This is a genomic window from Antarcticirhabdus aurantiaca, from assembly GCF_009765365.1.
Taxonomy (GTDB): Bacteria; Pseudomonadota; Alphaproteobacteria; order Rhizobiales; family Rhizobiaceae; genus Antarcticirhabdus; species Antarcticirhabdus aurantiaca.
Window position 1 is genome coordinate 94,030 of sequence record NZ_VTOM01000012.1, and the last position, 18,933, is coordinate 112,962.

20 protein-coding genes and 1 pseudogene are annotated in these 18,933 nt (G+C 69.9%); 12 read left to right on the forward strand and 9 right to left on the reverse strand.

Annotation, left to right across the window (positions count from 1 at the left end; genetic code table 11):
* Nucleotides 1–284: 284 nt before the first annotated feature.
* A pseudogene (locus tag FZN60_RS15385) lies at nucleotides 285–698 on the forward strand (Ros/MucR family transcriptional regulator); the annotation flags it as partial.
* 217 nt (nucleotides 699–915) lie between these two features.
* Here the strand turns inward: FZN60_RS15385 and FZN60_RS15390 are convergent.
* Nucleotides 916–1,335: a DUF4174 domain-containing protein gene (locus FZN60_RS15390; RefSeq protein ID WP_158874381.1), complete on the reverse strand. Its 420-nt coding sequence runs from the start codon at nucleotides 1,333–1,335 to the stop codon at nucleotides 916–918.
* A 145-nt stretch (nucleotides 1,336–1,480) separates the two neighbouring features.
* Here FZN60_RS15390 and FZN60_RS15395 point away from each other — a divergent pair, with 145 nt between their 5' ends.
* The 6 genes from FZN60_RS15395 (at nucleotide 1,481) to FZN60_RS15420 (ending at nucleotide 5,896) form a co-directional block, all read left to right on the forward strand.
* Complete coding sequence (locus tag FZN60_RS15395; protein ID WP_158874382.1) at nucleotides 1,481–1,738, forward strand: DUF2171 domain-containing protein; 258 nt, start codon at nucleotides 1,481–1,483, stop codon at nucleotides 1,736–1,738.
* 35 nt (nucleotides 1,739–1,773) lie between these two features.
* Nucleotides 1,774–2,004: a hypothetical protein gene (locus FZN60_RS15400; protein WP_158874383.1), complete on the forward strand. Its 231-nt coding sequence runs from the start codon at nucleotides 1,774–1,776 to the stop codon at nucleotides 2,002–2,004.
* 182 nt (nucleotides 2,005–2,186) lie between these two features.
* Entirely contained in the window at nucleotides 2,187–2,396 is a 210-nt protein-coding gene (locus tag FZN60_RS15405) for a hypothetical protein (RefSeq protein WP_158874384.1), read from the forward strand.
* A gap of 190 nt (nucleotides 2,397–2,586) precedes the next feature.
* Nucleotides 2,587–2,796 carry a hypothetical protein gene (locus FZN60_RS15410; RefSeq protein WP_158874385.1) on the forward strand — a complete coding sequence of 70 codons (210 nt, stop codon included), beginning with the start codon at nucleotides 2,587–2,589 and terminating at the stop codon, nucleotides 2,794–2,796.
* A gap of 235 nt (nucleotides 2,797–3,031) precedes the next feature.
* On the forward strand, nucleotides 3,032–5,638 hold the full coding sequence (locus FZN60_RS15415; RefSeq protein ID WP_158874386.1) for a response regulator: 2,607 nt from the start codon (nucleotides 3,032–3,034) through the stop codon (nucleotides 5,636–5,638).
* Between the two features lie 66 nt (nucleotides 5,639–5,704).
* On the forward strand, nucleotides 5,705–5,896 hold the full coding sequence (locus FZN60_RS15420; protein ID WP_158874387.1) for a CsbD family protein: 192 nt from the start codon (nucleotides 5,705–5,707) through the stop codon (nucleotides 5,894–5,896).
* 6 nt (nucleotides 5,897–5,902) lie between these two features.
* Here the strand turns inward: FZN60_RS15420 and FZN60_RS15425 are convergent, their stop codons facing one another.
* The 6 genes from FZN60_RS15425 to FZN60_RS15450 form a co-directional block, all read right to left on the reverse strand.
* A complete protein-coding gene (locus FZN60_RS15425; protein WP_158874388.1) occupies nucleotides 5,903–7,423 on the reverse strand; it encodes a putative bifunctional diguanylate cyclase/phosphodiesterase in 1,521 nt (506 codons plus the stop codon).
* Between the two features lie 109 nt (nucleotides 7,424–7,532).
* The gene (locus tag FZN60_RS15430) at nucleotides 7,533–7,745 is read right to left on the reverse strand and encodes a hypothetical protein (RefSeq protein WP_158874389.1); all 213 of its coding nucleotides are present in this window, start codon (nucleotides 7,743–7,745) and stop codon (nucleotides 7,533–7,535) included.
* A 108-nt stretch (nucleotides 7,746–7,853) separates the two neighbouring features.
* A complete protein-coding gene (locus FZN60_RS15435) occupies nucleotides 7,854–8,204 on the reverse strand; it encodes an ATPase inhibitor subunit zeta (RefSeq protein WP_158874390.1) in 351 nt (116 codons plus the stop codon).
* 265 nt (nucleotides 8,205–8,469) lie between these two features.
* Nucleotides 8,470–8,655, reverse strand: a complete 186-nt coding sequence (locus FZN60_RS15440) for a hypothetical protein (RefSeq protein ID WP_158874391.1) — start codon at nucleotides 8,653–8,655, stop codon at nucleotides 8,470–8,472.
* A gap of 49 nt (nucleotides 8,656–8,704) precedes the next feature.
* Nucleotides 8,705–9,001: a hypothetical protein gene (locus FZN60_RS15445; RefSeq protein WP_158874392.1), complete on the reverse strand. Its 297-nt coding sequence runs from the start codon at nucleotides 8,999–9,001 to the stop codon at nucleotides 8,705–8,707.
* 75 nt (nucleotides 9,002–9,076) lie between these two features.
* Complete coding sequence (locus FZN60_RS15450) at nucleotides 9,077–9,694, reverse strand: ribonuclease D (RefSeq protein WP_158874393.1); 618 nt, start codon at nucleotides 9,692–9,694, stop codon at nucleotides 9,077–9,079.
* A 209-nt stretch (nucleotides 9,695–9,903) separates the two neighbouring features.
* Here FZN60_RS15450 and ilvD point away from each other — a divergent pair, with 209 nt between their 5' ends.
* Both ilvD and FZN60_RS15460 read left to right on the forward strand, forming a co-directional pair.
* Nucleotides 9,904–11,745 carry a dihydroxy-acid dehydratase gene (gene ilvD, locus FZN60_RS15455; protein ID WP_158874394.1) on the forward strand — a complete coding sequence of 614 codons (1,842 nt, stop codon included), beginning with the start codon at nucleotides 9,904–9,906 and terminating at the stop codon, nucleotides 11,743–11,745.
* A gap of 124 nt (nucleotides 11,746–11,869) precedes the next feature.
* Nucleotides 11,870–12,082 carry a YMGG-like glycine zipper-containing protein gene (locus tag FZN60_RS15460; RefSeq protein WP_158874395.1) on the forward strand — a complete coding sequence of 71 codons (213 nt, stop codon included), beginning with the start codon at nucleotides 11,870–11,872 and terminating at the stop codon, nucleotides 12,080–12,082.
* Between the two features lie 76 nt (nucleotides 12,083–12,158).
* On the opposite strand, the gene FZN60_RS15465 is transcribed toward FZN60_RS15460, so the two are convergent.
* Complete coding sequence (locus FZN60_RS15465) at nucleotides 12,159–12,833, reverse strand: YiaD family glycine zipper/OmpA-like lipoprotein (protein WP_158874396.1); 675 nt, start codon at nucleotides 12,831–12,833, stop codon at nucleotides 12,159–12,161.
* 463 nt (nucleotides 12,834–13,296) lie between these two features.
* Here FZN60_RS15465 and FZN60_RS15470 point away from each other — a divergent pair, with 463 nt between their 5' ends.
* Nucleotides 13,297–13,695, forward strand: coding sequence for a GFA family protein (locus FZN60_RS15470; protein ID WP_158874397.1), 399 nt, complete (start codon nucleotides 13,297–13,299; stop codon nucleotides 13,693–13,695).
* A 71-nt stretch (nucleotides 13,696–13,766) separates the two neighbouring features.
* Here FZN60_RS15470 and FZN60_RS15475 read toward each other — a convergent pair whose 3' ends face one another.
* Nucleotides 13,767–14,798 carry an aspartate-semialdehyde dehydrogenase gene (locus FZN60_RS15475; RefSeq protein WP_158874398.1) on the reverse strand — a complete coding sequence of 344 codons (1,032 nt, stop codon included), beginning with the start codon at nucleotides 14,796–14,798 and terminating at the stop codon, nucleotides 13,767–13,769.
* A gap of 698 nt (nucleotides 14,799–15,496) precedes the next feature.
* Here FZN60_RS15475 and FZN60_RS15480 point away from each other — a divergent pair.
* Nucleotides 15,497–17,176 (forward strand): MFS transporter, encoded by a 1,680-nt coding sequence (locus FZN60_RS15480; RefSeq protein ID WP_158874449.1) that lies wholly within the window; start codon nucleotides 15,497–15,499, stop codon nucleotides 17,174–17,176.
* 192 nt (nucleotides 17,177–17,368) lie between these two features.
* Nucleotides 17,369–18,901: an ATP-binding protein gene (locus FZN60_RS15485; RefSeq protein WP_158874399.1), complete on the forward strand. Its 1,533-nt coding sequence runs from the start codon at nucleotides 17,369–17,371 to the stop codon at nucleotides 18,899–18,901.
* Nucleotides 18,902–18,933: the final 32 nt, after the last annotated feature.

Sequence of the window (18,933 nt, forward strand, 5' to 3'; positions counted from 1 at the left end):
CGCAGCCTCGCCGCCCGGCCTTCGCGGCGTTGTCGTTTGGCTGCAACAAGTCGGGGCGGCGCGACCTGCCGTATCGGAGCGGCGAAACAACGTTGCGCGCCAAGGGTGCCCTATGCTCTAGAATAAGTCTGCGTTCTTCGATTCGCTGCGACCGATATCCTTCGTTCTTTTCGCGCCGATCGCGTGACGAAATCGGGGGGTGCTCTATTCTTGGCCATCGAGCCGCTATTTCTGCGCCGGGCGAAGCGTCCGGCACCACCTTTTCAACTCCGAAAGCGCTTTTCATGTCCATCAACAGCGAGATCGGGCCGACGCCCGACCCCGACACCTACGCAGCCGAAATCGTCGCCGCCTATGTCAGCAACAATCAGATTCCCCCGGCGGAGCTGCCGGGCCTGATCGAAATGGTGCGTGCCGCCCTGAACTCGCTGGGCAAGCCGCCGGAGAAGGTCGCCGAACCCGAGCCGCCGACGCCTGCCGTCTCGATCAAGAAGTCGGTGACGCCCGACCACATCGTCTGCCTGGATTGCGGAAAGAGCTTCAAGTCGCTCAAGCGCCATATCCTCACCCATCACCAGCTGACGCCGGACGACTACCGTCAGCGCTGGAACCTCAACGCGTCCTATCCGATGGTCGCGCCGAACTATGCCGACGCGCGCTCGCAGCTCGCCTTGTCCATGGGCCTCGGGCGCAAGCGCGCCGCCGAGGCGGCCACGGACGACGCGGCGGCCGGAAGCCCGGACGCGTCCAACGAGGCCGACGTCGAGGCGGCGCGCGGTGCCGACGCCGCAAACGAGGCGGCGACGCCGGTCGAGGCCGAGGAGAGCGGCAAGGCGCCGGAGCCCAAGCGTCGTGGCGGCGGGCGCCGCAAGGCCGCTTCGGCCTGACGACGCCACTGCGCTCGGGCGAGGCGGTTCAGCCGCCCGCCCGGCGCATCGGCATGGCGTCGACGATCGCTTCCAGCTCCTGAAGGGCGAGCGGCGAGCGGCTGCGGTGCTTCACGCCGCCGTCCTTGCCGATCAGGACGGCCTCGAACCCGTCGGATCCCGCTCCGAGGCGCTGGCGCAGCTGCGCCGCGCTGTCCGCCGGCGGGGTGCCGTAAATCGGCCTGATCTCCTCGCCGACCACCGCGAACACCACCATGTCGCGCTCGGCGAGCGCCTCGCGCTCCGCCAAGAGGGCGGCCGCCTGACGCTCGATCCTGTCCGACCCTTCGGCGTCGAAGAGCGCGAGCACGCGCTTCTCCCATCTCAGTCCCGTCAGATCCTGCGCCATGGCCGTGGTCGCTCCCGCTGCGAGAAGAAGCGCGACGAGCGCCGTTGCGATGTGCCTCATCCGTCCGCGCTCCGCTTGTCCAGTGTTCCGGTCGTCCGCCTCAACGCGCCGGCGCGCCTCCGGTTCGCTCCATGCATCCAATCGGCGGTTCGCTTGTTGCTGGCCTGAGCCGATCGGCGAAATCACGAACGGGAAGGAGATCCCCATGGCGGATGCCAGCGCGATCAGGGAGCATATGGAGGTCATCGGTGCGGACGGCGTGCATGTCGGCACGGTGGACCGCGTCGAGGGCGGCCGGATCAAGCTGACCAAGCGGGACAGCGGCGAGGGCGCCCACAAGGGCCACCACCACTTCATCGATGTCGGCCTCGTCGCCGACGTCGAGGGCGACAAGGTCCGCCTGTCCGCCAAGGCCGACGTCGCCGTCACCTTCGAGGAGGAAGAGGGCGGGCAGACGGCGTGAGCCGCGGCCCGTTCCGCAGCGAGGACGATCAAGGCATGAGCGACCCGAAGAAGCCGCATCTCGACGAAGCGGCACATGGCGGCGGCATCGGCACGGTCGACCGTCAGCCGGTCGATCCCTCGACCCAAAATCGGGGCGAGGCGGATCCGAACATCGCGCCGGCCGGCGATAGACCGGAGGCGGGACTTTCGGTGGAGCCGGACAGCCGGCCCTCGGATGAGGACCCTGACGCGAGCGCCGACGAGACCCTGGGCGAGACGCCCTGACCAGCCTCGGGCGGCCGGCGATCGGGCGCGGCGACCGAGGGCGCCGCACCGGTTCCGGCCACCCGCTCAGCCGACGGCGGCGGTTGTTCGCCGCGCAGCAAATGCGGGCGCAGGCAAGTTGTCGCTATTGCGTCGATCCGCCGCTGCCCCAAAACTAGCTCATCGCGTGCCGGGGGACGGGTTTGCCCCAGAGTTACTATGCCCTTCGCGACGAGGACGACGGGTCCTGGTCGGTGATCGATCTGAGCAAGGACGAGCCGGTCACCATTCGGAACCGGTCGCTCGTCGGCTTGAACAAGCAGGAGGCCTACGACGCCATCCGCCTCCTGGCGATCGTCGAGCAGCTTCGGCGCGGCATGCCCGATCCCGCGAACGACGCGCAAGACGCCTAGCGCCGTCGTCGCACGATCTTGCAGGCGAAGGGCGGGGCGTGGTTCCCTGTCGGCGCTGCCGGTTCGCAACGACGGGCGTCCGGGCCGGAGGAGGCCCGGCAGGCGACGAGACGAGACGAAGCCAACACGAGATAACGTGGCGCGGCGCCCATGTCCTTGCGTAGCGGCGCGCTCCTTGGGAGCGAAAACGATGAAACGCCATCTGGATGTCGCCGTCGGCATCGCCGACGCGATCGCCCATGCCCATCGGCGCCGCGCGCCGCTGGACGTCGCGGCGGAAACCCGGATCCTCGCCCGGAACCTGTGCGTCGCCATGTCCTGCGAGGAGATCGCCGACGTGCTGCGCTCCGAGGGACGCGAGGCCGGCATCGAACTGATCGACGCGCCGACCCGGCACTGAGGCCGGCGGCGGGCGGAGCGCGCCACGGCTCCAGCGCCGCCTCGTTGCCCGCAAGCCCTTCGCCGGCCTGCGGTTTGTCGGTCAGCCAGAACGGTTGACACGGGAAAGTGGCATGACCATAGCTTGGCAGCCGGACGGCCGACATCTCGGCCCGCGGCGCCCGGCCGACGCGCCTTCTCGAGAAGATGCCGGATCGGTGCGCCCGCCGGACGGATCTCACGAGGGCCGCACGTTCATGGACAGCTTCATCGATTCCCGGCACGCCTGGCCCATCGGCGGAGGCGAGACCGGCGAGCTCGTGCGCCGCCTCGATTGGAGCCAGACGTCGCTCGGCCCGATCGAGAGCTGGTCGCCGCACCTGCGCTTCGAAGTCAACACGCTGGTCAACTCCCCGATCCCGAAGGTCCTGATGTGGGGACCCGACCACGTGATGATCTACAACGACGGCTACATCGCGATCGCCGGCGGCAACCATCCGCGCGCGCTGGGCGGCACCGTGCCCGGCATCTGGCCCGAGATCTGGGACTGGAACCGCCGCGTCCTGGAGGAGGGCTTCCGCGGCACGGTGCAGGCGTTCCGCGACCAGCCGATGACGCTCATGCGCAACGGCGTGCCCGAGGCGGTCATGTTCGACCTCTTCTACACGCCCATCCACGAAGTGGACGGGCGCGTCGGCGGCGTGCTCTGCACGGTGCTGGAGAACACCGACCGGGTGCGGGCGCAGCGGGAGCTCGCCCGCAGCGAGGCGGAGCTGCGCATCATCACCGACGCCATGCCCGTGCTCGTCGCCTTTCTGGACCACGGCCACGTCTACCGCTTCGCCAACCGCTACTACGAGGCCTGGTTCGGCCTCGACCCGGCCGAGATCGTCGGGCGCCATGCCCGCGACGTGCTCGGCGCGGAGGCCTATGCCGATCGCCTGCCCCTCCTGGAGCGGGCCCTGAAGGGCGAGAGCGTCACCTCCGACGGCTGGCTGCCGCATCGCGACGGCGGGCGGCGCGCCACCGAGATCCGCTACATCCCCCGCTTGTCGCATTCGGGCATGGTCGAGGGCATCCACGTCCTCGTCTTCGACGTCGACGAGCGCACGCGCACCGAGGAGGCCCTGCGGCGGCACGCCGAGGACCTGGAGCGCAGCGTGCGCCACCGCAAGCGGGCCGAGGACCAGCTGCGCGCCCTCAACGAAACGCTGGAAGCGCGCGTCGTCGCGGCGATCGACGAGCGGCGCCAGGCCGAGGCGGCGCTGGCCCAGTCGCAGAAGCTCGAAACGATCGGCAAGCTGACCGGCGGCGTCGCGCACGACTTCAACAATCTTCTCCAGGTCGTGTCCGGCAATCTCCAGCTCCTCCAGAAGGACATTGCGGGCCAGGAGCGGGCCGAGCGGCGGATCGCCAACGCGCTCGCTGGCGTGTCGCGCGGCGCCAAGCTCGCCTCGCAGCTTCTCGCCTTCGGCCGGCGCCAGGCGCTCGAGCCCAAGGTCGTCAACGTCACCCGCTTCGTGCGCGGCATGGACGACCTCCTGCGCCGCGCGCTCGGCGAGGGCATCGAGATCGAGACGATCTTCGGCGGCGGCCTCTGGAACACCTTCATCGATCCGACCCAGATCGAGAACGCGCTCCTCAACCTCGCGATCAACGCGCGCGACGCGATGGAGGGGCAGGGCAAGCTGACGATCGAGCTCGGCAATGCCAGCCTCGACGACGCCTATGCCCGCGCCAACGTGGACGTGTCGCCCGGCCAGTACGTCATGCTCGCGGTCAGCGACACGGGCAGCGGCATGAGCCCGGCGGTGATGGAGAAGGTCTTCGAGCCCTTCTTCTCCACCAAACCCGAGGGCAAGGGCTCGGGCCTCGGCCTGTCCATGGTCTACGGCTTCGTGAAGCAGTCGGGCGGCCACGTGAAGATCTATTCCGAGGTCGGGCACGGCACGACCATCCGCCTCTACCTGCCGCGCGCCCTCGAGGCCGAGGACGTCGAGGTGCGCATCGCCGACCTGCCGGTCGTGGGCGGCGCCGAGACGGTTCTGGTGGTCGAGGACGACGCCGAGGTGCGCGAGACCGTGGTCGAGATGCTGCGCGACCTCGGCTACCGCGTCCTCAAGGCGGTCGACGCGCAGTCGGCGCTCAGCGTCGTCGAGAGCGGTGTGCCGATCGACCTCCTCTTCACCGACGTCGTCATGCCCGGCACGCTGAAGAGCCCGGAGCTCGCCCGCAAGGCCAAGGAGCGCATTCCCGGCCTCGCGGTGCTGTTCACCTCCGGCTACACCGAGAACTCGATCGTCCATGGCGGGCGCCTCGACCCGGGCGTCGACCTCCTGTCGAAGCCCTATACGCGCGAGGCTCTCGCCCGGAAGATCCGTCACGTCCTCGCCAACGAGGCGCAGCGCCGCCGCGTCGCGGCCGCGCCCCCGATCAGCGACGAGACCCTGCCGACGGTGGACGAGGCCGAGGACGCCCCGGCACCGGCGCGCCGATCCTTCACGCCGCGCACCGTGCTTCTCGTCGAGGACGACGAGCTGATCCGCGCCAACTCGGCCGACATGCTGCAGGACGCCGGCCACGTCGTCGTCGAGGCGGCGAGCGCCGAGGACGCGCTGGTCGCGCTCGAAACGGCCCCGATCGACGTGCTCGTCACCGACGTCAACCTGCCGGGCATGTCAGGGCCGCAGCTCGCCCGAAAGGCCCGGACGGTGAAGCCGGGCATCGGCGTCGTCTTCGCCACCGGCGACGCCAGCGTGCCGGACGCCGAGGGCGCGATCGTCCTGTCGAAGCCCTACGGTGCCCGCGAGCTCGACCAGGCGGTCTGCCGCGCGACGGAAACGAGCTCGGCCGAACTGTCCTGAGCCGGAACCGGACGGGGCGAACTTCGAGCCCCGTCCGCGCGTTCCCTGCCGAACAGGGAGAGCGACATGACGAGCAATCCGGTTTCCGGCCTCGGCAAGAGGATGAAGGGCGCGGCGAAGGAACTCGTCGCCGAGATCACCGGCGATGCCGATCTGCAGGACGAAGGACGCCGCGACATCGCGGCGGGGCGCGTCGAGAGCGCGGGGCCGACTTCCGGTCCGCGCCACGGCGAGGCGCCGAAAGAGCCCGCGCGCTGACGGGGCTCAGGCAGCGCCGGCGAGGATCGGCGCCGCGCCGGCGCCGATCCAGTCGCGGCGGATGACGGACCAGGGCTGCGGCCGGGCGATGTGGTAGCCCTGGAACAGGTTGCAGCCGGCGGCGCGCGACAGGGCGAGCTGCGTCGGCGTCTCGATGCCTTCCGCCACCACCGCCATGCCGAGCACCCGGCCGATGCGCCCGAGCGCCGACACCACGGCGTCGTCGGCTTCCGAGGAGCCGAGGCGCGACACGAAGCTGCGGTCGATCTTCACCGAGTTGAACGGGAAGGAGCACAGGTTCGAGAAGCCGCAGTGGCCGGCCCCGAAATCGTCGAGCGAGATGCGCACGCCGCGGGCGCGCAGCGCCTCGACCCGCGCGCGCACCGCCGGCAGGGCGTCCATGGCGAGCGTTTCGGTGACCTCGATGACGAGCCGCTGCGGCTCAAGGCCGGTTTCCTGCAAGGTGCGCTCCACCAGGGCGACGACGTCGTCGCGGCGGAACTGCGCGGCCGAGAAGTTGACGCCGACCGGCAGGCGCGCGACCTCCGCCGCGTCGCTGCAGGCCCGCTTCAGCACCCAGGCGCCGAGCGCGTCGATGAGCAGCGAGCGCTCCGCCACGGGGATGAATTCGGACGGCGGGATGAGGCCGCGGGCCGTGTGCCGCCAGCGCACCAGCGCCTCGCAGGCGTGAAGCGTCCCGTCGCCGGTGACGATCGGCTGATAAGCCAGCTCCAGCTCGTTGAGCAGGATCGCCGCCCGCAGGTCCCGCTCGATGAAGCGCTGCTGCCGGCGCTCGCGCAGCATCTCGGCGTCGAACAGCGTCGCCCGGGCGCGGCCGGCACGCTTGCTCTCGTACAAGGCGAGATCGGCGCGGCCGACCATCTCGTCCAGCGTTCCGTCGAGCGCGGCGACGCCGATCGAGGCCGACAGGCGCAGGTGGCGGCCGTGGAACTGCATCGGTCGTCCGAGTTCGGCGAGGAGGCAGCGCGCGAGGCGCAGCGGATCGCCGGCCGCCTCGCCGCGGGCGAGAAGTGCGAACTCGTCGCCGCCCAGGCGCCCGAACACGGCGTCCGGCGCGGTCTGTTCCACCGCCGCCGCCAGATGCCGCAACGCGGCGTCGCCCATGTCGTGGCCGTGCGCGTCGTTGATCTGCTTGAAGTGGTCCATGTCGAGAAGGAGCAGCGCGCCGTTCCCCTCGCGCCCGCCGCGGGCCGCGAGCGCCGTCTCGGCGGCCCGGAAGAAGGCCCGCCGCGTCAGCGCCCCGGTGACCTCGTCGGCCTGCGTGTCGCGCACGGCGATGCGCGAGCGCTCGGCTTCCGCGTGGAGCGAGGCGAGGAAGTGTCGGCGCATCCGGCCGAGAAGAAGCAGCGACAAGCCGGCGAGAATCGCCGCCGCAAGGATCCAGGCCGCTTGCCCGCCCGCCATGGCGGCGGCCGGAAGGCAAACCGCGATCAGGCAAAGCAGGGTGCCGACAGCGCCGTAATAGGTGCTGCGAAGATGTCGACGCTTGTCTCCGGTCGTGCTCACGGGGTGCCCGGCTGCTTGCGATGGGTGCCGGAAACCTCGACCAGGAGTCTGAAAGAATTGGTATAGCTCGTGTGAAACCTTTGTGACGGCCGGATCCGCCCGACGCGTATCAGGCGGTCAGCGACCACAAGGCGGGCGAGCCGCGCACCACGGCGCGGCGACCGAGTTCGGTCAGGTGAAGCCGCCCGTCGTTGGTTGCGGCCATCTCCAGGCGGACGAGGCGGTCGAGGTGGGTGGCATAGGCGCCCTCGGGCACGAGGCCGCGCCCGATGTCCTTGAGCGCGTCCCAGTCGCGGCGGGTGAGTTCGTCTTGGATCGTCATGGTGTCACAGGCTGCGCGTCATGGGGCGTGGAGAACCGGCCGGCTCGGCTGAAGCCCGAGCGGCTGGAATCGGCCACCGAACGCCGGATGGCGTCGATGGTTCCGAGTTCATGCAGGATTTTTCCGAGCCTCGACGCTGTCGGCGTGCGCCAGGGCGGCGTCGGAGAGTTCGGCCGAGGCCATGACGAGGGCGTAGCGGGTGCGTAGCTCCTCGATGTTGATGCCGGCTTGGCCGAGATAGGCCGCGAGATGGTCGAAGCCGCCGCGTCCGCCGGGAACCCGCACGCCGACCTCGACCGCGGCGGCGGCGAAATCCTCGGCCGCGGCCGCGTCCAAGCCCATGCGGCCGGCCATCCAGAGGCCGGCGTCGCGGTCGGCCCGGGCCCGGCTGTGGAAGGAGCGCTCCTCCCGGATGACGAAGCTCTTCTCGGCGATCTCGTTGCGGGTCACGGCGGCCATCGGTTGTCCCCATCCTTCGTGGTTGCTTCCACGGAAGGACTGTGCCTGAGGCCGTTGAATCGCCGCCCAATTGATTCGCTCCAATTCGAGCGATCCGTCGCATTCCTCTGCGGCAGGGCGGGTAAGAGATGGGCCGGCGTCGTGGTCGTTCGTGTAAAGCCAAGACGAGAGAACGGCTTGCGCGGGTTCTCGGCGCGCTAACCATTCGGAAGGTTCGCTGCCGCAGCGGCTCGATGACCGCCGCGACAACGCTGGTTTCCTTGCGTCAGCTCTCGTAGCCGACGCCGCCTTTCGGCACGCTGGCCTTGTCGGCGAGATCCGCGTCCGCCGCGGCTTCGTCCGTCTTCGGACGGGGCGGGGCGCCCCGCTCGATGCCGGTCGGGCGGCCCTGATGGGTGTTCTGCGCGTCCGCCGGCGAAACGTCGGACATGGGCTTCTCGGGTGTGGTCATTCCGGCGCTCCGCGGTCCCGGCTGCTTCGATCGGGTGTGGGCGTCGGCATCAGCGCCGGCTGGGCGAGCGCTGCTGCTCGCCCGTTTCGGCTCCGTCCGCATCGGCGCTCTCGTCGTCGTCCTCGTCGAAGGCCTCGTCCTCGTCTTCGTCGCCGCCCTCGATCTCGTCGGCGTCCTCGGTGTCGGCGAGGAACTCGTCCAGGCTGTCGGCGAGGAGCTCGAGCTGCTCGCGGGTGGCCGTCAGCTCCAGCGTGGCGCCCTTGTCGTCCTTGATGTGGATCTGGGCGCTCTGCGCGTCCGCGCTCGGCTCGAAGCTGAACTCGGCGAGCTTGTTGGTCTTGGCCATGATGATCGTGCCTCCTTCATCGGGAGGCCGGAACGCGCCGCGGGCGGGTTTGGCTCCGCCCGCGGCGACCGCGCATCAGATCGAATGCGAGAAGATGTCCTCGTTCTCCCAGCCGAGGAGATCGAGGCGGACCCGCGTCGGCAGGAACGAGAAGCAGCTCTTGGCGAGGTCCATCCGGTCCTCGCGGTCGAGCCGCTTGTAGAGGACGCCCATGATGTCGTGGAGGTAGAGGACGTCCGAGGCCGCGTACTCGATCTGCGCCGGCGAGAGCGTCTCGGCCGCCCAGTCCGAGGACTGCTGCTGCTTGGACAGATCCACGCCGATCAGCTCGCGGGCGAGGTCCTTGAGGCCGTGCCGGTCCGTATAGGTGCGCGTCAGGCGGGAGGCGATCTTGGTGCAGAAGATGCCGTCCGTCATGACCCCGAAGGTGTGGAAGAGCGTGGCGACGTCGAAGCGGGCGTAGTGGAAGATCTTCGTCTTCGAGGCGTCCTTGAGCAGCTTGGCGATGTTGGGCGCCTCGCGCTGCCCCTTGGAGATCTGGACGATGTCGGCCGTGCCGTCGCCCGGCGAGAGCTGTACGACGCAGAGCCGGTCGCGGCGCGTGTCGAGGCCGAGCGTCTCGGTGTCGATGGCGACCGGGCCGGTGTAGCGGGCGATGTCGGGAAGGTCGTTCTTGTGGACGCGGATCGTCATCGAAAACTTACGGCTCCTGCAAGGGCTGAAAGCGGGCCAGGACGCGCCCGAAAACCGTTCGGCACTACCAGCCGGCCGGAACCCTGACAATCGCGGGCGCCGGCGGCCGGGCAAATCGCTTCCCCGTCAGGGGCTTCCGTTCGGGGGCGGATGGGTCTATGCGCAGGCGCATACCTTCCGTCGTCCATCCTTCATACGGGATCGCTCCCATGCCGCACTACCGCTCGCGCACCACCACCCACGGCCGCAACATGGCGGGCGCGCGCGGCCTTTGGCGCGCCACGGGCATGAAGGACAGCGATTTCGGCAAGCCGATCATCGCGGTGGTGAACTCCTTTACCCAGTTCGTGCCCGGCCACGTCCACCTGAAGGACCTCGGCCAGCTCGTCGCACGCGAGATCGAGAAGGCCGGCGGCGTCGCCAAGGAGTTCAACACGATCGCCGTCGACGACGGCATCGCGATGGGCCACGACGGCATGCTCTACTCGCTGCCGAGCCGCGAGCTGATCGCCGACAGCGTCGAATACATGGTCAACGCGCACTGCGCCGACGCCATGGTCTGCATCTCCAACTGCGACAAGATCACCCCCGGCATGCTGATGGCGGCGATGCGCCTCAACATCCCGGCCGTGTTCGTCTCGGGCGGACCGATGGAGGCCGGCAAGGTGGTCTGGCCGGACCAGACGGAAAAGAAGCTCGACCTCGTCGACGCGATGATCGCGGCGGCCGACGACCGCATCTCGGACGAGGACGTCAAGATCATCGAGCGCTCGGCCTGCCCGACCTGCGGCTCGTGCTCAGGCATGTTCACGGCGAATTCCATGAACTGCCTGACCGAGGCGCTCGGCCTGTCGCTGCCGGGCAACGGCTCGACGCTCGCGACCCACGCCGACCGCGAGCGCCTGTTCGTCGAGGCCGGCCACCTCGTGGTCGACCTCGCCCGTCGCCACTACGAGGAGGACGACTATTCCGTCCTGCCGCGCTCGATCGCGAGCTTCGCCGCCTTCGAGAACGCCATGACGCTCGACATCGCCATGGGCGGTTCGACCAACACGGTGCTGCATCTCCTCGCCGCCGCCCATGAGGCGGAGATCGACTTCACCATGGCCGACATCGACCGCCTGTCGCGGCGCGTGCCGGTGCTCTGCAAGGTCGCGCCGGCGGTGGCCAACGTCCACATGGAGGACGTCCATCGGGCCGGCGGCATCTTCGGAATCCTCGGCGAGCTCGACCGCGCCGGCCTCATCGACACGAGCGTCGGCTCGGTGCATTCGGAATCGCTGGCGAGCGCGCTCGATCGCTGGGACGTCAAGCGCACCGAGAGCCGGCGCGTCCACGACTTCTTCCGCGCGGCTCCCGGCGGCGTCCCGACGCAGGTCGCCTTTTCCCAGGAGCGCCGCTTCGACGCCCTCGACCTCGACCGCGAGGCGGGCGTCATCCGCGACCTGGAGCACGCCTACTCGCGCGACGGCGGCCTCGCGGTCCTCTACGGCAACCTCGCCGAGGACGGCTGCATCGTGAAGACGGCGGGCGTCGACGAGTCGATCCTCGTCTTCCACGGCAAGGCGCGGATCTTCGAGAGCCAGGACGACGCGGTGAAGGGCATCCTCGGCAACACGGTCGAGCCGGGCGACGTCGTCCTGATCCGCTACGAGGGCCCGCGCGGGGGTCCCGGCATGCAGGAGATGCTCTACCCGACGAGCTACCTGAAGTCGAAGGGCCTGGGCAAGGCCTGCGCCCTCGTCACCGACGGGCGCTTCTCCGGCGGCTCCTCGGGCTTGTCGATCGGCCACGTCTCGCCGGAAGCGGCGGAGGGCGGCCTCATCGCGCTGGCGGAAGAGGGCGATCCGATCGAGATCGACATCCCCAACCGCTCGATCCGCCTCGCCGTCGACGACGCGGTCCTCGCCGCGCGCCGGGCCGCGAAGACGGAAGGCGGCGACAACTGGAAGCCGGCGGCCCCGCGCAAGCGCAAGGTGACGACGGCGCTGCGCGCCTACGCCGCCATGACCACGAGCGCGGCCAAGGGCGCGGTGCGTCAGGTTCCCTGATTCTCCGCAAAACTGATCAATACCGCGCCGGGCGCTTGGCGCGCCCGATCGCTGCGCCAGTTTCCTTGCTCATGAAGCGGACGAAGGCCAGGCCCTGACGGGCCGGCCGAGAGGAGACTGATCGATGTCGAGAACGAAGACGACCGCGGCGGCCATCGCCCTGTCCTGCATGGCCTTCGCCGGCTGCTCCACGACGGAGCGCACGGTGGGCGGCGCGCTGATCGGCGGCACCGGCGGCGCGGTGGTGGGCGACGCGCTCGGTGGCTCGGGCGGCGCGGTGGCGGGGGCCCTCGTCGGCGGCACCGCCGGCGCCGTGGTCGGCCGCAACACGCGCTGAAGCGAGCGCCATTGACCGAATATGCGAACGGCCCCGAAAGGGGCCGTTCTTCGTTTCGAGCCCGGGCGCGCGGCGCTCAGCCGCCGCGCAGCGGCGAGATGGCGATCTCGACGCGGCGGTTCTGGGCGCGCCCCGCTTCCGTCGCGTTGGAGGCGATCGGCCGGCTCTCGCCGAAGCCGCGGTCGTTGAGGCGCGAGCCCGAGATGCCGCGGCTCGCCAGGTACTGCGCCACCGCCCCGGCCCGGCGCTGCGAGAGCGCGAGGTTGTAGCTGTCCGACCCTTGGGAATCGGTGTGGCCGTCGATGTTGATGATGCTGTCGCGGTATTCCAGGAACACCAGCGCCACGGCTTGCAGCGTCTGCTCGAAGCCCGGCAGGATGCGGTCGCCGTCGGTCGGGAAGGTGATGTTGGAGGGCATGTTGAGGATGATGCGGTCGCCGACGCGCGTCACGGAAACGCCGGAGCCCTGCAGCGTGCGACGCAGCGCATCCTCCTGCCGGTCCATGTAGGTGCCGATGGCGCCGCCGCCGAGCGCGCCGATGCCCGCGCCGATCAGCGCCGCGTTGCCCTCGTCGACGCCGGCCGCCCGGCCGACGAGATAGCCGCCGAGCGCCCCGACGCCCGCGCCGATGCCGACGCCGCCGGCCGTGTTCGAGAGGCGGCCTTCGCCCGTATAGGGGTCCGTCGTGCAGCCGGCGAGAAGGCCGAGGCTCAGCGCCGCGCAGATGAGGCCGGTGGTGGTCTTGGTCATGGTTCGAATCGCTCGTTCCCCCGCCCGGCCGTTCCCCCGGCCCGGCTTGTGATCACGTCCCGGCGGCACCGAACCACCGGAGGCTGGTGCGAGGGTTGGGCGGCGATCCGTGGCGCGAGCGTGGCGGAGGTCGGCGCCGCCGCGCTTTTGCCGCGGTGATGGTGCGCGGGTGCAACGGACGGTTGGCAGGCGGCGTCCGTCGCGACGATCCTCGACGCCGAGACAAGGAAGCCTTCCCCGCCGCGAGCGGCGGGCCGCGGCACGGGGTGCGCCGACGCGGCGGTGGGCGACAAAGTTCGCGGCTTCAACGGGCGCGACCACGCGGCGCCGTGAAGGGCGGGTAGCCGCTGCCGCTGCCGCTGCCGCTGCCGCTGCCGCTGCCGCTGCCGCGGCGCGATCGCGTACGGTGAGACTTGCGCGCAGGCAGCGAATCGCTCAATCTCCGAACAAAAGGAGAACGGTCATGACGCACACGGGTGGGTGCCGCTGCGGAGCGATCCGCTATCGCGTGGACGGGCAGCCGGCGCACAGCGCGCTCTGCCACTGCGCCGACTGTCGCCGCTCGGCCGGCGCGCCGATGGTCGGCTGGGCGCTGTTTCCCCGCGAGCGCGTCGCGATCGAGGGGACGCCCGTCACCTACGAGTCCTCGCCCGGCACGTTCCGGCAGTTCTGCGGCACCTGCGGGACGGGTCTGTTCTTCGTCAACGAGGCGGTGTTCCCCGACCAGATCGATATCCAGTTCGCGACGCTCGACGATCCCGACGCCCTGCCGCCGCAGGCCCGCATCCAGACCGCCGAGGCGGCGGCCTGGTTCGCCCGCTTCGGCGAACTGCCGGCCTTCGAGCGCTTTCCGGCCGAGTAGGGTGGCGCGACGCGCCGGCCCGCTCGACGCGAGGCACATGCCGGGGAGGCCGGCCTCCCCGGCGAGGCGGATCAGGCCGCCCGCTTCTTGGCGAGGAGGCCGCGATTGACGAGGAGTTCGGCGATCTGGACGGCGTTGAGGGCGGCGCCCTTGCGCAGGTTGTCGGCGACGACCCAGATGTTGAGGCCGTTCTCCAGCGTCTGGTCCTCGCGGATGCGGCTGATGTAGGTCGCGTCCTCGCCGGCCGACTCGATCGGCGTGACGTAGCCGCCGTCCTCGCGCTTGTCGATCACGAGGCAGCCCGGCGCCTCGCGCAGGATGGCGCGGGCCTCGTCCGCCGTGATCGGCTTCTCGAACTCGATGTTGACGGCTTCCGAATGGCCGATGAAGACGGGCACGCGCACGGCCGTGCAGGTGACCTTGATCTTCGGGTCGAGGATCTTCTTGGTCTCGGCCATGACCTTCCACTCTTCCTTCGTCTGGCCGTCCTCCATGAAGACGTCGATGTGGGGAATGACGTTGAAGGCGATGCGCTTGGTGAACTTCTTGCGCTCCACCTCGTCGGCGACGAAGACGGCGCGCGACTGGGTGAAGAGCTCGTCCATGCCTTCCTTGCCGGCGCCCGAGACCGACTGGTAGGTCGAGACGACCACGCGCTTGATGGTGGCGGCGTCGTGGAGGGGCTTCAGCGCCACGACGAGCTGGGCCGTCGAGCAGTTCGGGTTGGCGATGATGTTCTTGCGCGTGAAGCCCGCGACCGCGTCGGCGTTCACTTCCGGCACGATCAGGGGAACGTCGGCGTCGTAGCGCCAGGCCGAGGAGTTGTCGATCACGACGCAGCCTTGCGCGCCGATCCGCGGCGACCACTCCTTGGCGATCGAGCCGCCCGCCGACATCAGGCAGATGTCGGTACCGGAAAAGTCGTAGCTGTCGAGGGACTTCACCTTCAGCGTCTTGTCGCCGAACGAAACCTCGGTGCCCTGCGAGCGGCGCGAGGCGAGCGCCACGACCTCGTCGGCGGGGAAGCCGCGCTCGTCGAGGATGGAGAGCATTTCGCGCCCGACATTGCCGGTCGCGCCGACGACGGCGATCCTGTAACCCATGGGGAAGTCCGATCCTTGGCGGCTCCCCTTCGGCCCGAATGCCGCGCGCTTGTGCTCCGCCCCGGGGGAGACAAGCGGGGCGAAGACGTCAGGCGGTAATGAGGGTTTTGGCGCGCGCGATCATGGAGCGGCATATGCGCCGGGCGCGGACCCAAGTCAATCCGTCGCGCCGGCGATTCGCCGCCGCGCCCGGAACGCGAAAAGGGCCGGCCCCCTCGCGGGATGCCGACCCTGTTTCACCCGAGCGCCCGATACGCGACGCGGGCTCTGCGGAGCTGTGCGTCAGTAGCGACGGGCGCCGGCCTGCTGCGGCTGACGACGCTCGGCGCGCTGAGCGATCTTCTTCGTCACCCAACCCAGGAACACGGCCTTCAGGATCCCACGGATCATCTTCGCTCTCCTTGTCTCGTTGCTTGGAAGAATGCGCCAGGCGGCGGATGGTTGCGTGCGACTTGGTGGATCGGCCACCGCGCCGCGGGAGCGTCCGGGTCGCCTCCTCCGAAAGAGGGGCGGGATAACCTAGGGGAGGCTTAATTTTTCGTTTGTGATCGCTTGACGATTGCGTAGCTTGCCTGAGTCGCGCCGGGGAGGGTGCGGCGCATCCGTTCGCGAAGCATCGGGAACGGCAGGGAGGGAGACAGACCACAGTGTCACGCTACGAGACCGCCGGCACGCTCGCGCCGGAAGCGAAGCGACCGATGACGCGCGAGGAGCGCAAGGTCATCCTCGCATCCTCGCTCGGCACCATCTTCGAATGGTACGACTTCTATCTGTACGGCACGCTCGCCGTCATCATCGGCAAGCAATTCTTCTCCGCCTTTCCGCCGGCGACGCAGGCGATCTTCGCGCTGCTCGCCTTCGCGGCCGGCTTCCTGGTCCGCCCCTTCGGCGCGCTGGTCTTCGGCCGGCTCGGCGATCTCGTCGGGCGCAAGTACACCTTCCTCGTCACCATCGTGATCATGGGCGCCTCCACCTTCCTGGTCGGCCTCCTTCCGAGCTACGAGCAGATCGGCTGGGTCGCTCCCGTCGCGCTGATCGTGCTGCGCATGGCGCAGGGCCTCGCGCTCGGCGGCGAATACGGCGGCGCGGCGGTCTACGTCGCCGAGCACTCGCCCCGCGGCCGGCGCGGCTTCTACACCGCCTGGATCCAGACCACGGCGACGCTCGGCCTTCTCCTGTCGCTCGCCGTCATCGTGACGCTGCGCATCAACATGGGCGAGGAGGCCTTCACCACGAGCTTCCCGCTGTTCTTCGGGCTCGAAGGCGGCTGGCGCCTGCCCTTCCTCGGCTCGATCATCCTTCTCGCGATCTCGATCTATATCCGCATGCAGATGAACGAGTCGCCGGCCTTCCAGAAGATGAAGGCGGAGGGCACGCAGTCGAAGGCGCCGCTCGGCGAGGCCTTCGGCCAGTGGAAGAACGCCCGCATCGTCCTCATCGCCCTGTTCGGCCTCGTGGTCGGTCAGGCGGTGGTCTGGTACACGGGCCAGTTCTACGCACTGTTCTTCCTCCAGAGCATCCTGAAGGTCGACCTGCTCACCGCCAACGTCCTCATCGCCTGGGCGCTGATCCTCGGCACGCCGTTCTTCCTGGTGTTCGGCGCGCTGTCGGATCGGATCGGCCGCAAGCCGGTGATCCTCGCCGGCTGCCTGATCGCGGCGGCCACCTACTTCCCGCTGTTCCAGGGACTGACGGCGACCGCCAACCCGACCTATGCGCAGGCGATCGAGACCGTCGACATCCAGGTCTCGGGCGATCCGGCCACCTGCGGCTCGCTGTTCGACCCCGTCGGCATCCGCACCTTCACGCAGCCCTGCGACGTCGTGCGCCGCACGCTCTCGCAGCAGGCGCTACGCTACACCTTCGCCCCGGCCGCGGCGGGGGCGCCGACCACGGTCACGGTGAACGGAACCGCCGTGCCGATCGAAACCTCGGCCGGCACCGGTCCGGACGGCAAGGACGAGACCTTCGCCACCCGCATCGGCCCGGCGGCGGTCGCCGCCGGCTACCCGGCCGCCGACGACGCGGCCCGGGTCAAGGTCGACGGCTTCTTCTCGGCGCTCGGCAACGCGCAGGCGCTGAAAGCCATCGCGATCCTCTTCGTGATGGTGCTCTACGTCACCATCGTCTACGGGCCGATCGCCGCGGCGCTCGTCGAGTTCTTCCCGACGCGCATCCGCTACACCGCCATGTCCTTGCCCTACCACATCGGCAACGGCTGGTTCGGCGGGCTTCTGCCGGCGACCTCCTTTGCGATCGTGGCCTCGACCGGCGACATCTATGCCGGCCTCTGGTACCCGATCGTCTTCGCTCTCATCACCGTCGTGATCGGCGTGATCTTCGTGCGCGACCGGCGCAACGTCGACCTCAACGACTGACCGGCTTCGACTGAAGCGGAACGGGCCGCCGGGGCGATCCGGCGGCCCGTTTCCTGTCGGGCGCCGAATCTGTGGATAGAGGGCCGGTCGTGGAAACGTCCGGGTAACCCTGCGTGTTAATCTCGTGGCGCGCGGCGGTCCGGCATCGGGCCGCCGCGCCTCATTCGCATGACACGTCTTCGAGGAGCCCCCATGACCTTTGCCGTCGATCTCGGATTTGCGGAAAAAGGCGGGCCGGCCCATCTCGACCTGGAAGAGCTCCTGTCGACGCGCCTTCTCGTCCAGGGCAATTCGGGCTCGGGCAAGTCGCACCTCCTGCGCCGCCTCCTGGAGCGCAGCGCCGGACAGGTGCAGCAGGCGATCATCGACCCCGAGGGCGACTTCGTGACGCTCGCCGACAAGTACGGCCACGTCGTCGTCGACGGCAACCGCACGCCCAACGAGCTCGCCCGCATCGCCCAGCGCATCCGCAAGCACCGGGCCTCTGTCGTCCTCGACCTCGAGGGCCACGATGCCGAGGCGCAGATGATGATCGCGGCGCACTTCCTGAACGGTCTCTTCGACGCCGACCGGGCGCACTGGTACCCGATGCTCGTCGCGGTCGACGAGGCGCACCTCTTCGCCCCCGCCATGGCCGGCGAGCATTCCGACGAGGCGCGCCGCGCCTCGCTCGGCGCGATGAGCAATCTCATGTGCCGCGGCCGAAAGCGCGGGCTCGCCGGCATCATCGCCACGCAGCGCCTCGCCAAGCTCGCCAAGAACGTCGCGGCCGAGGCCTCGAACTTCCTGATGGGCCGCACCTTCCTCGACATCGACATGGCGCGGGCCGCCGATCTCCTCGGCATCGACCGGCGCGGCGCCGAGCAGTTCCGCGACCTCAAGACCGGCGAATTCGTGGCGCTCGGCCCCGCTTTGTCGCGCCGCCCGATGCCGATCCGCATCGGCCCCGTCGAGACGGCCGGGCGCTCGGGCCGCCCGACGCTGATGCCCTTGCCCGAACTCGCGCCGCAGGACATGGCCGACCTCATCATGGCTCCGCCCGGCGTCGACGAGGAGCCCGCCTACCGCCCGCCCGAGCGCCCCTCCGCCTCGACGGGCGACATCCTGTCCCGCGTCGCGGCGCCGACCGCCGAGCCGGAGGTCGACGACGACCCGCGCGGCCCCGAGGAGCGGGCGGCCATCGTCGACGCGATCTTCGCCGACATGCTGGCGGACCCCGACGCCGCCTTCCGGCCCGTGCCGGTGCTCTACCAGGACTTCCTCGTCCACTGCCGCTTGAAGCGCCTGCGCGGGGTCGAGACCGACATGGCCGCCTTCCGCCGCCGCCTCGCCATGGCGCGGGCCGGGCTGTCGGGCGCGGCCGGGGACGATCCGGAATGGGAGAACGCGCTCGCCCGCGGCATCGACCTGCCCGAGGACATGCAGGGCGTCTACGCCATGATCCTGCGTGCCGCGCGCGACGGGGCGGACTGTCCGTCCGACGCCGCGCTCGCCCAGGCCTATGGCAGCCACTCGCCCTCGCGCGGACGCTTCATCCTGTCCTTCATGGCCGAGCGCGGGCTGATCCGCTCGGAAGCCGACTTCCGCGGCAACCGCGTCGTCACCATCCCCGGCACGCCCTGGCGCACCGCCCCGCAGACGGCGCTGAAGAAGGTCGCGAGCCCCGCCGACGAGGCGCGGGCACGCCGGCTTGCAAGGCAGCAGGCGATGCTGGGCGGGGCCTGAGGACAACGGGGCGGCGGGTGAAAAGCCGCTCC

Bases quoted from the DNA above. Each gene is read 5' to 3' on its own strand.
- FZN60_RS15390 (WP_158874381.1), bottom strand. From the start codon at position 1,335: ATGAGGCACATCGCAACGGCGCTCGTCGCGCTTCTTCTCGCAGCGGGA.
- FZN60_RS15395 (WP_158874382.1), top strand. From the start codon at position 1,481: ATGGCGGATGCCAGCGCGATCAGGGAGCATATGGAGGTCATCGGTGCG.
- FZN60_RS15400 (WP_158874383.1), top strand. From the start codon at position 1,774: ATGAGCGACCCGAAGAAGCCGCATCTCGACGAAGCGGCACATGGCGGC.
- FZN60_RS15410 (WP_158874385.1), top strand. From the start codon at position 2,587: ATGAAACGCCATCTGGATGTCGCCGTCGGCATCGCCGACGCGATCGCC.
- FZN60_RS15415 (WP_158874386.1), top strand. From the start codon at position 3,032: ATGGACAGCTTCATCGATTCCCGGCACGCCTGGCCCATCGGCGGAGGC.
- FZN60_RS15420 (WP_158874387.1), top strand. From the start codon at position 5,705: ATGACGAGCAATCCGGTTTCCGGCCTCGGCAAGAGGATGAAGGGCGCG.
- FZN60_RS15430 (WP_158874389.1), bottom strand. From the start codon at position 7,745: ATGACGATCCAAGACGAACTCACCCGCCGCGACTGGGACGCGCTCAAG.
- FZN60_RS15435 (WP_158874390.1), bottom strand. From the start codon at position 8,204: ATGGCCGCCGTGACCCGCAACGAGATCGCCGAGAAGAGCTTCGTCATC.
- FZN60_RS15440 (WP_158874391.1), bottom strand. From the start codon at position 8,655: ATGACCACACCCGAGAAGCCCATGTCCGACGTTTCGCCGGCGGACGCG.
- FZN60_RS15445 (WP_158874392.1), bottom strand. From the start codon at position 9,001: ATGGCCAAGACCAACAAGCTCGCCGAGTTCAGCTTCGAGCCGAGCGCG.
- FZN60_RS15450 (WP_158874393.1), bottom strand. From the start codon at position 9,694: ATGACGATCCGCGTCCACAAGAACGACCTTCCCGACATCGCCCGCTAC.
- ilvD (WP_158874394.1), top strand. From the start codon at position 9,904: ATGCCGCACTACCGCTCGCGCACCACCACCCACGGCCGCAACATGGCG.
- FZN60_RS15460 (WP_158874395.1), top strand. From the start codon at position 11,870: ATGTCGAGAACGAAGACGACCGCGGCGGCCATCGCCCTGTCCTGCATG.
- FZN60_RS15465 (WP_158874396.1), bottom strand. From the start codon at position 12,833: ATGACCAAGACCACCACCGGCCTCATCTGCGCGGCGCTGAGCCTCGGC.
- FZN60_RS15470 (WP_158874397.1), top strand. From the start codon at position 13,297: ATGACGCACACGGGTGGGTGCCGCTGCGGAGCGATCCGCTATCGCGTG.
- FZN60_RS15475 (WP_158874398.1), bottom strand. From the start codon at position 14,798: ATGGGTTACAGGATCGCCGTCGTCGGCGCGACCGGCAATGTCGGGCGC.
- FZN60_RS15480 (WP_158874449.1), top strand. From the start codon at position 15,497: ATGACGCGCGAGGAGCGCAAGGTCATCCTCGCATCCTCGCTCGGCACC.
- FZN60_RS15485 (WP_158874399.1), top strand. From the start codon at position 17,369: ATGACCTTTGCCGTCGATCTCGGATTTGCGGAAAAAGGCGGGCCGGCC.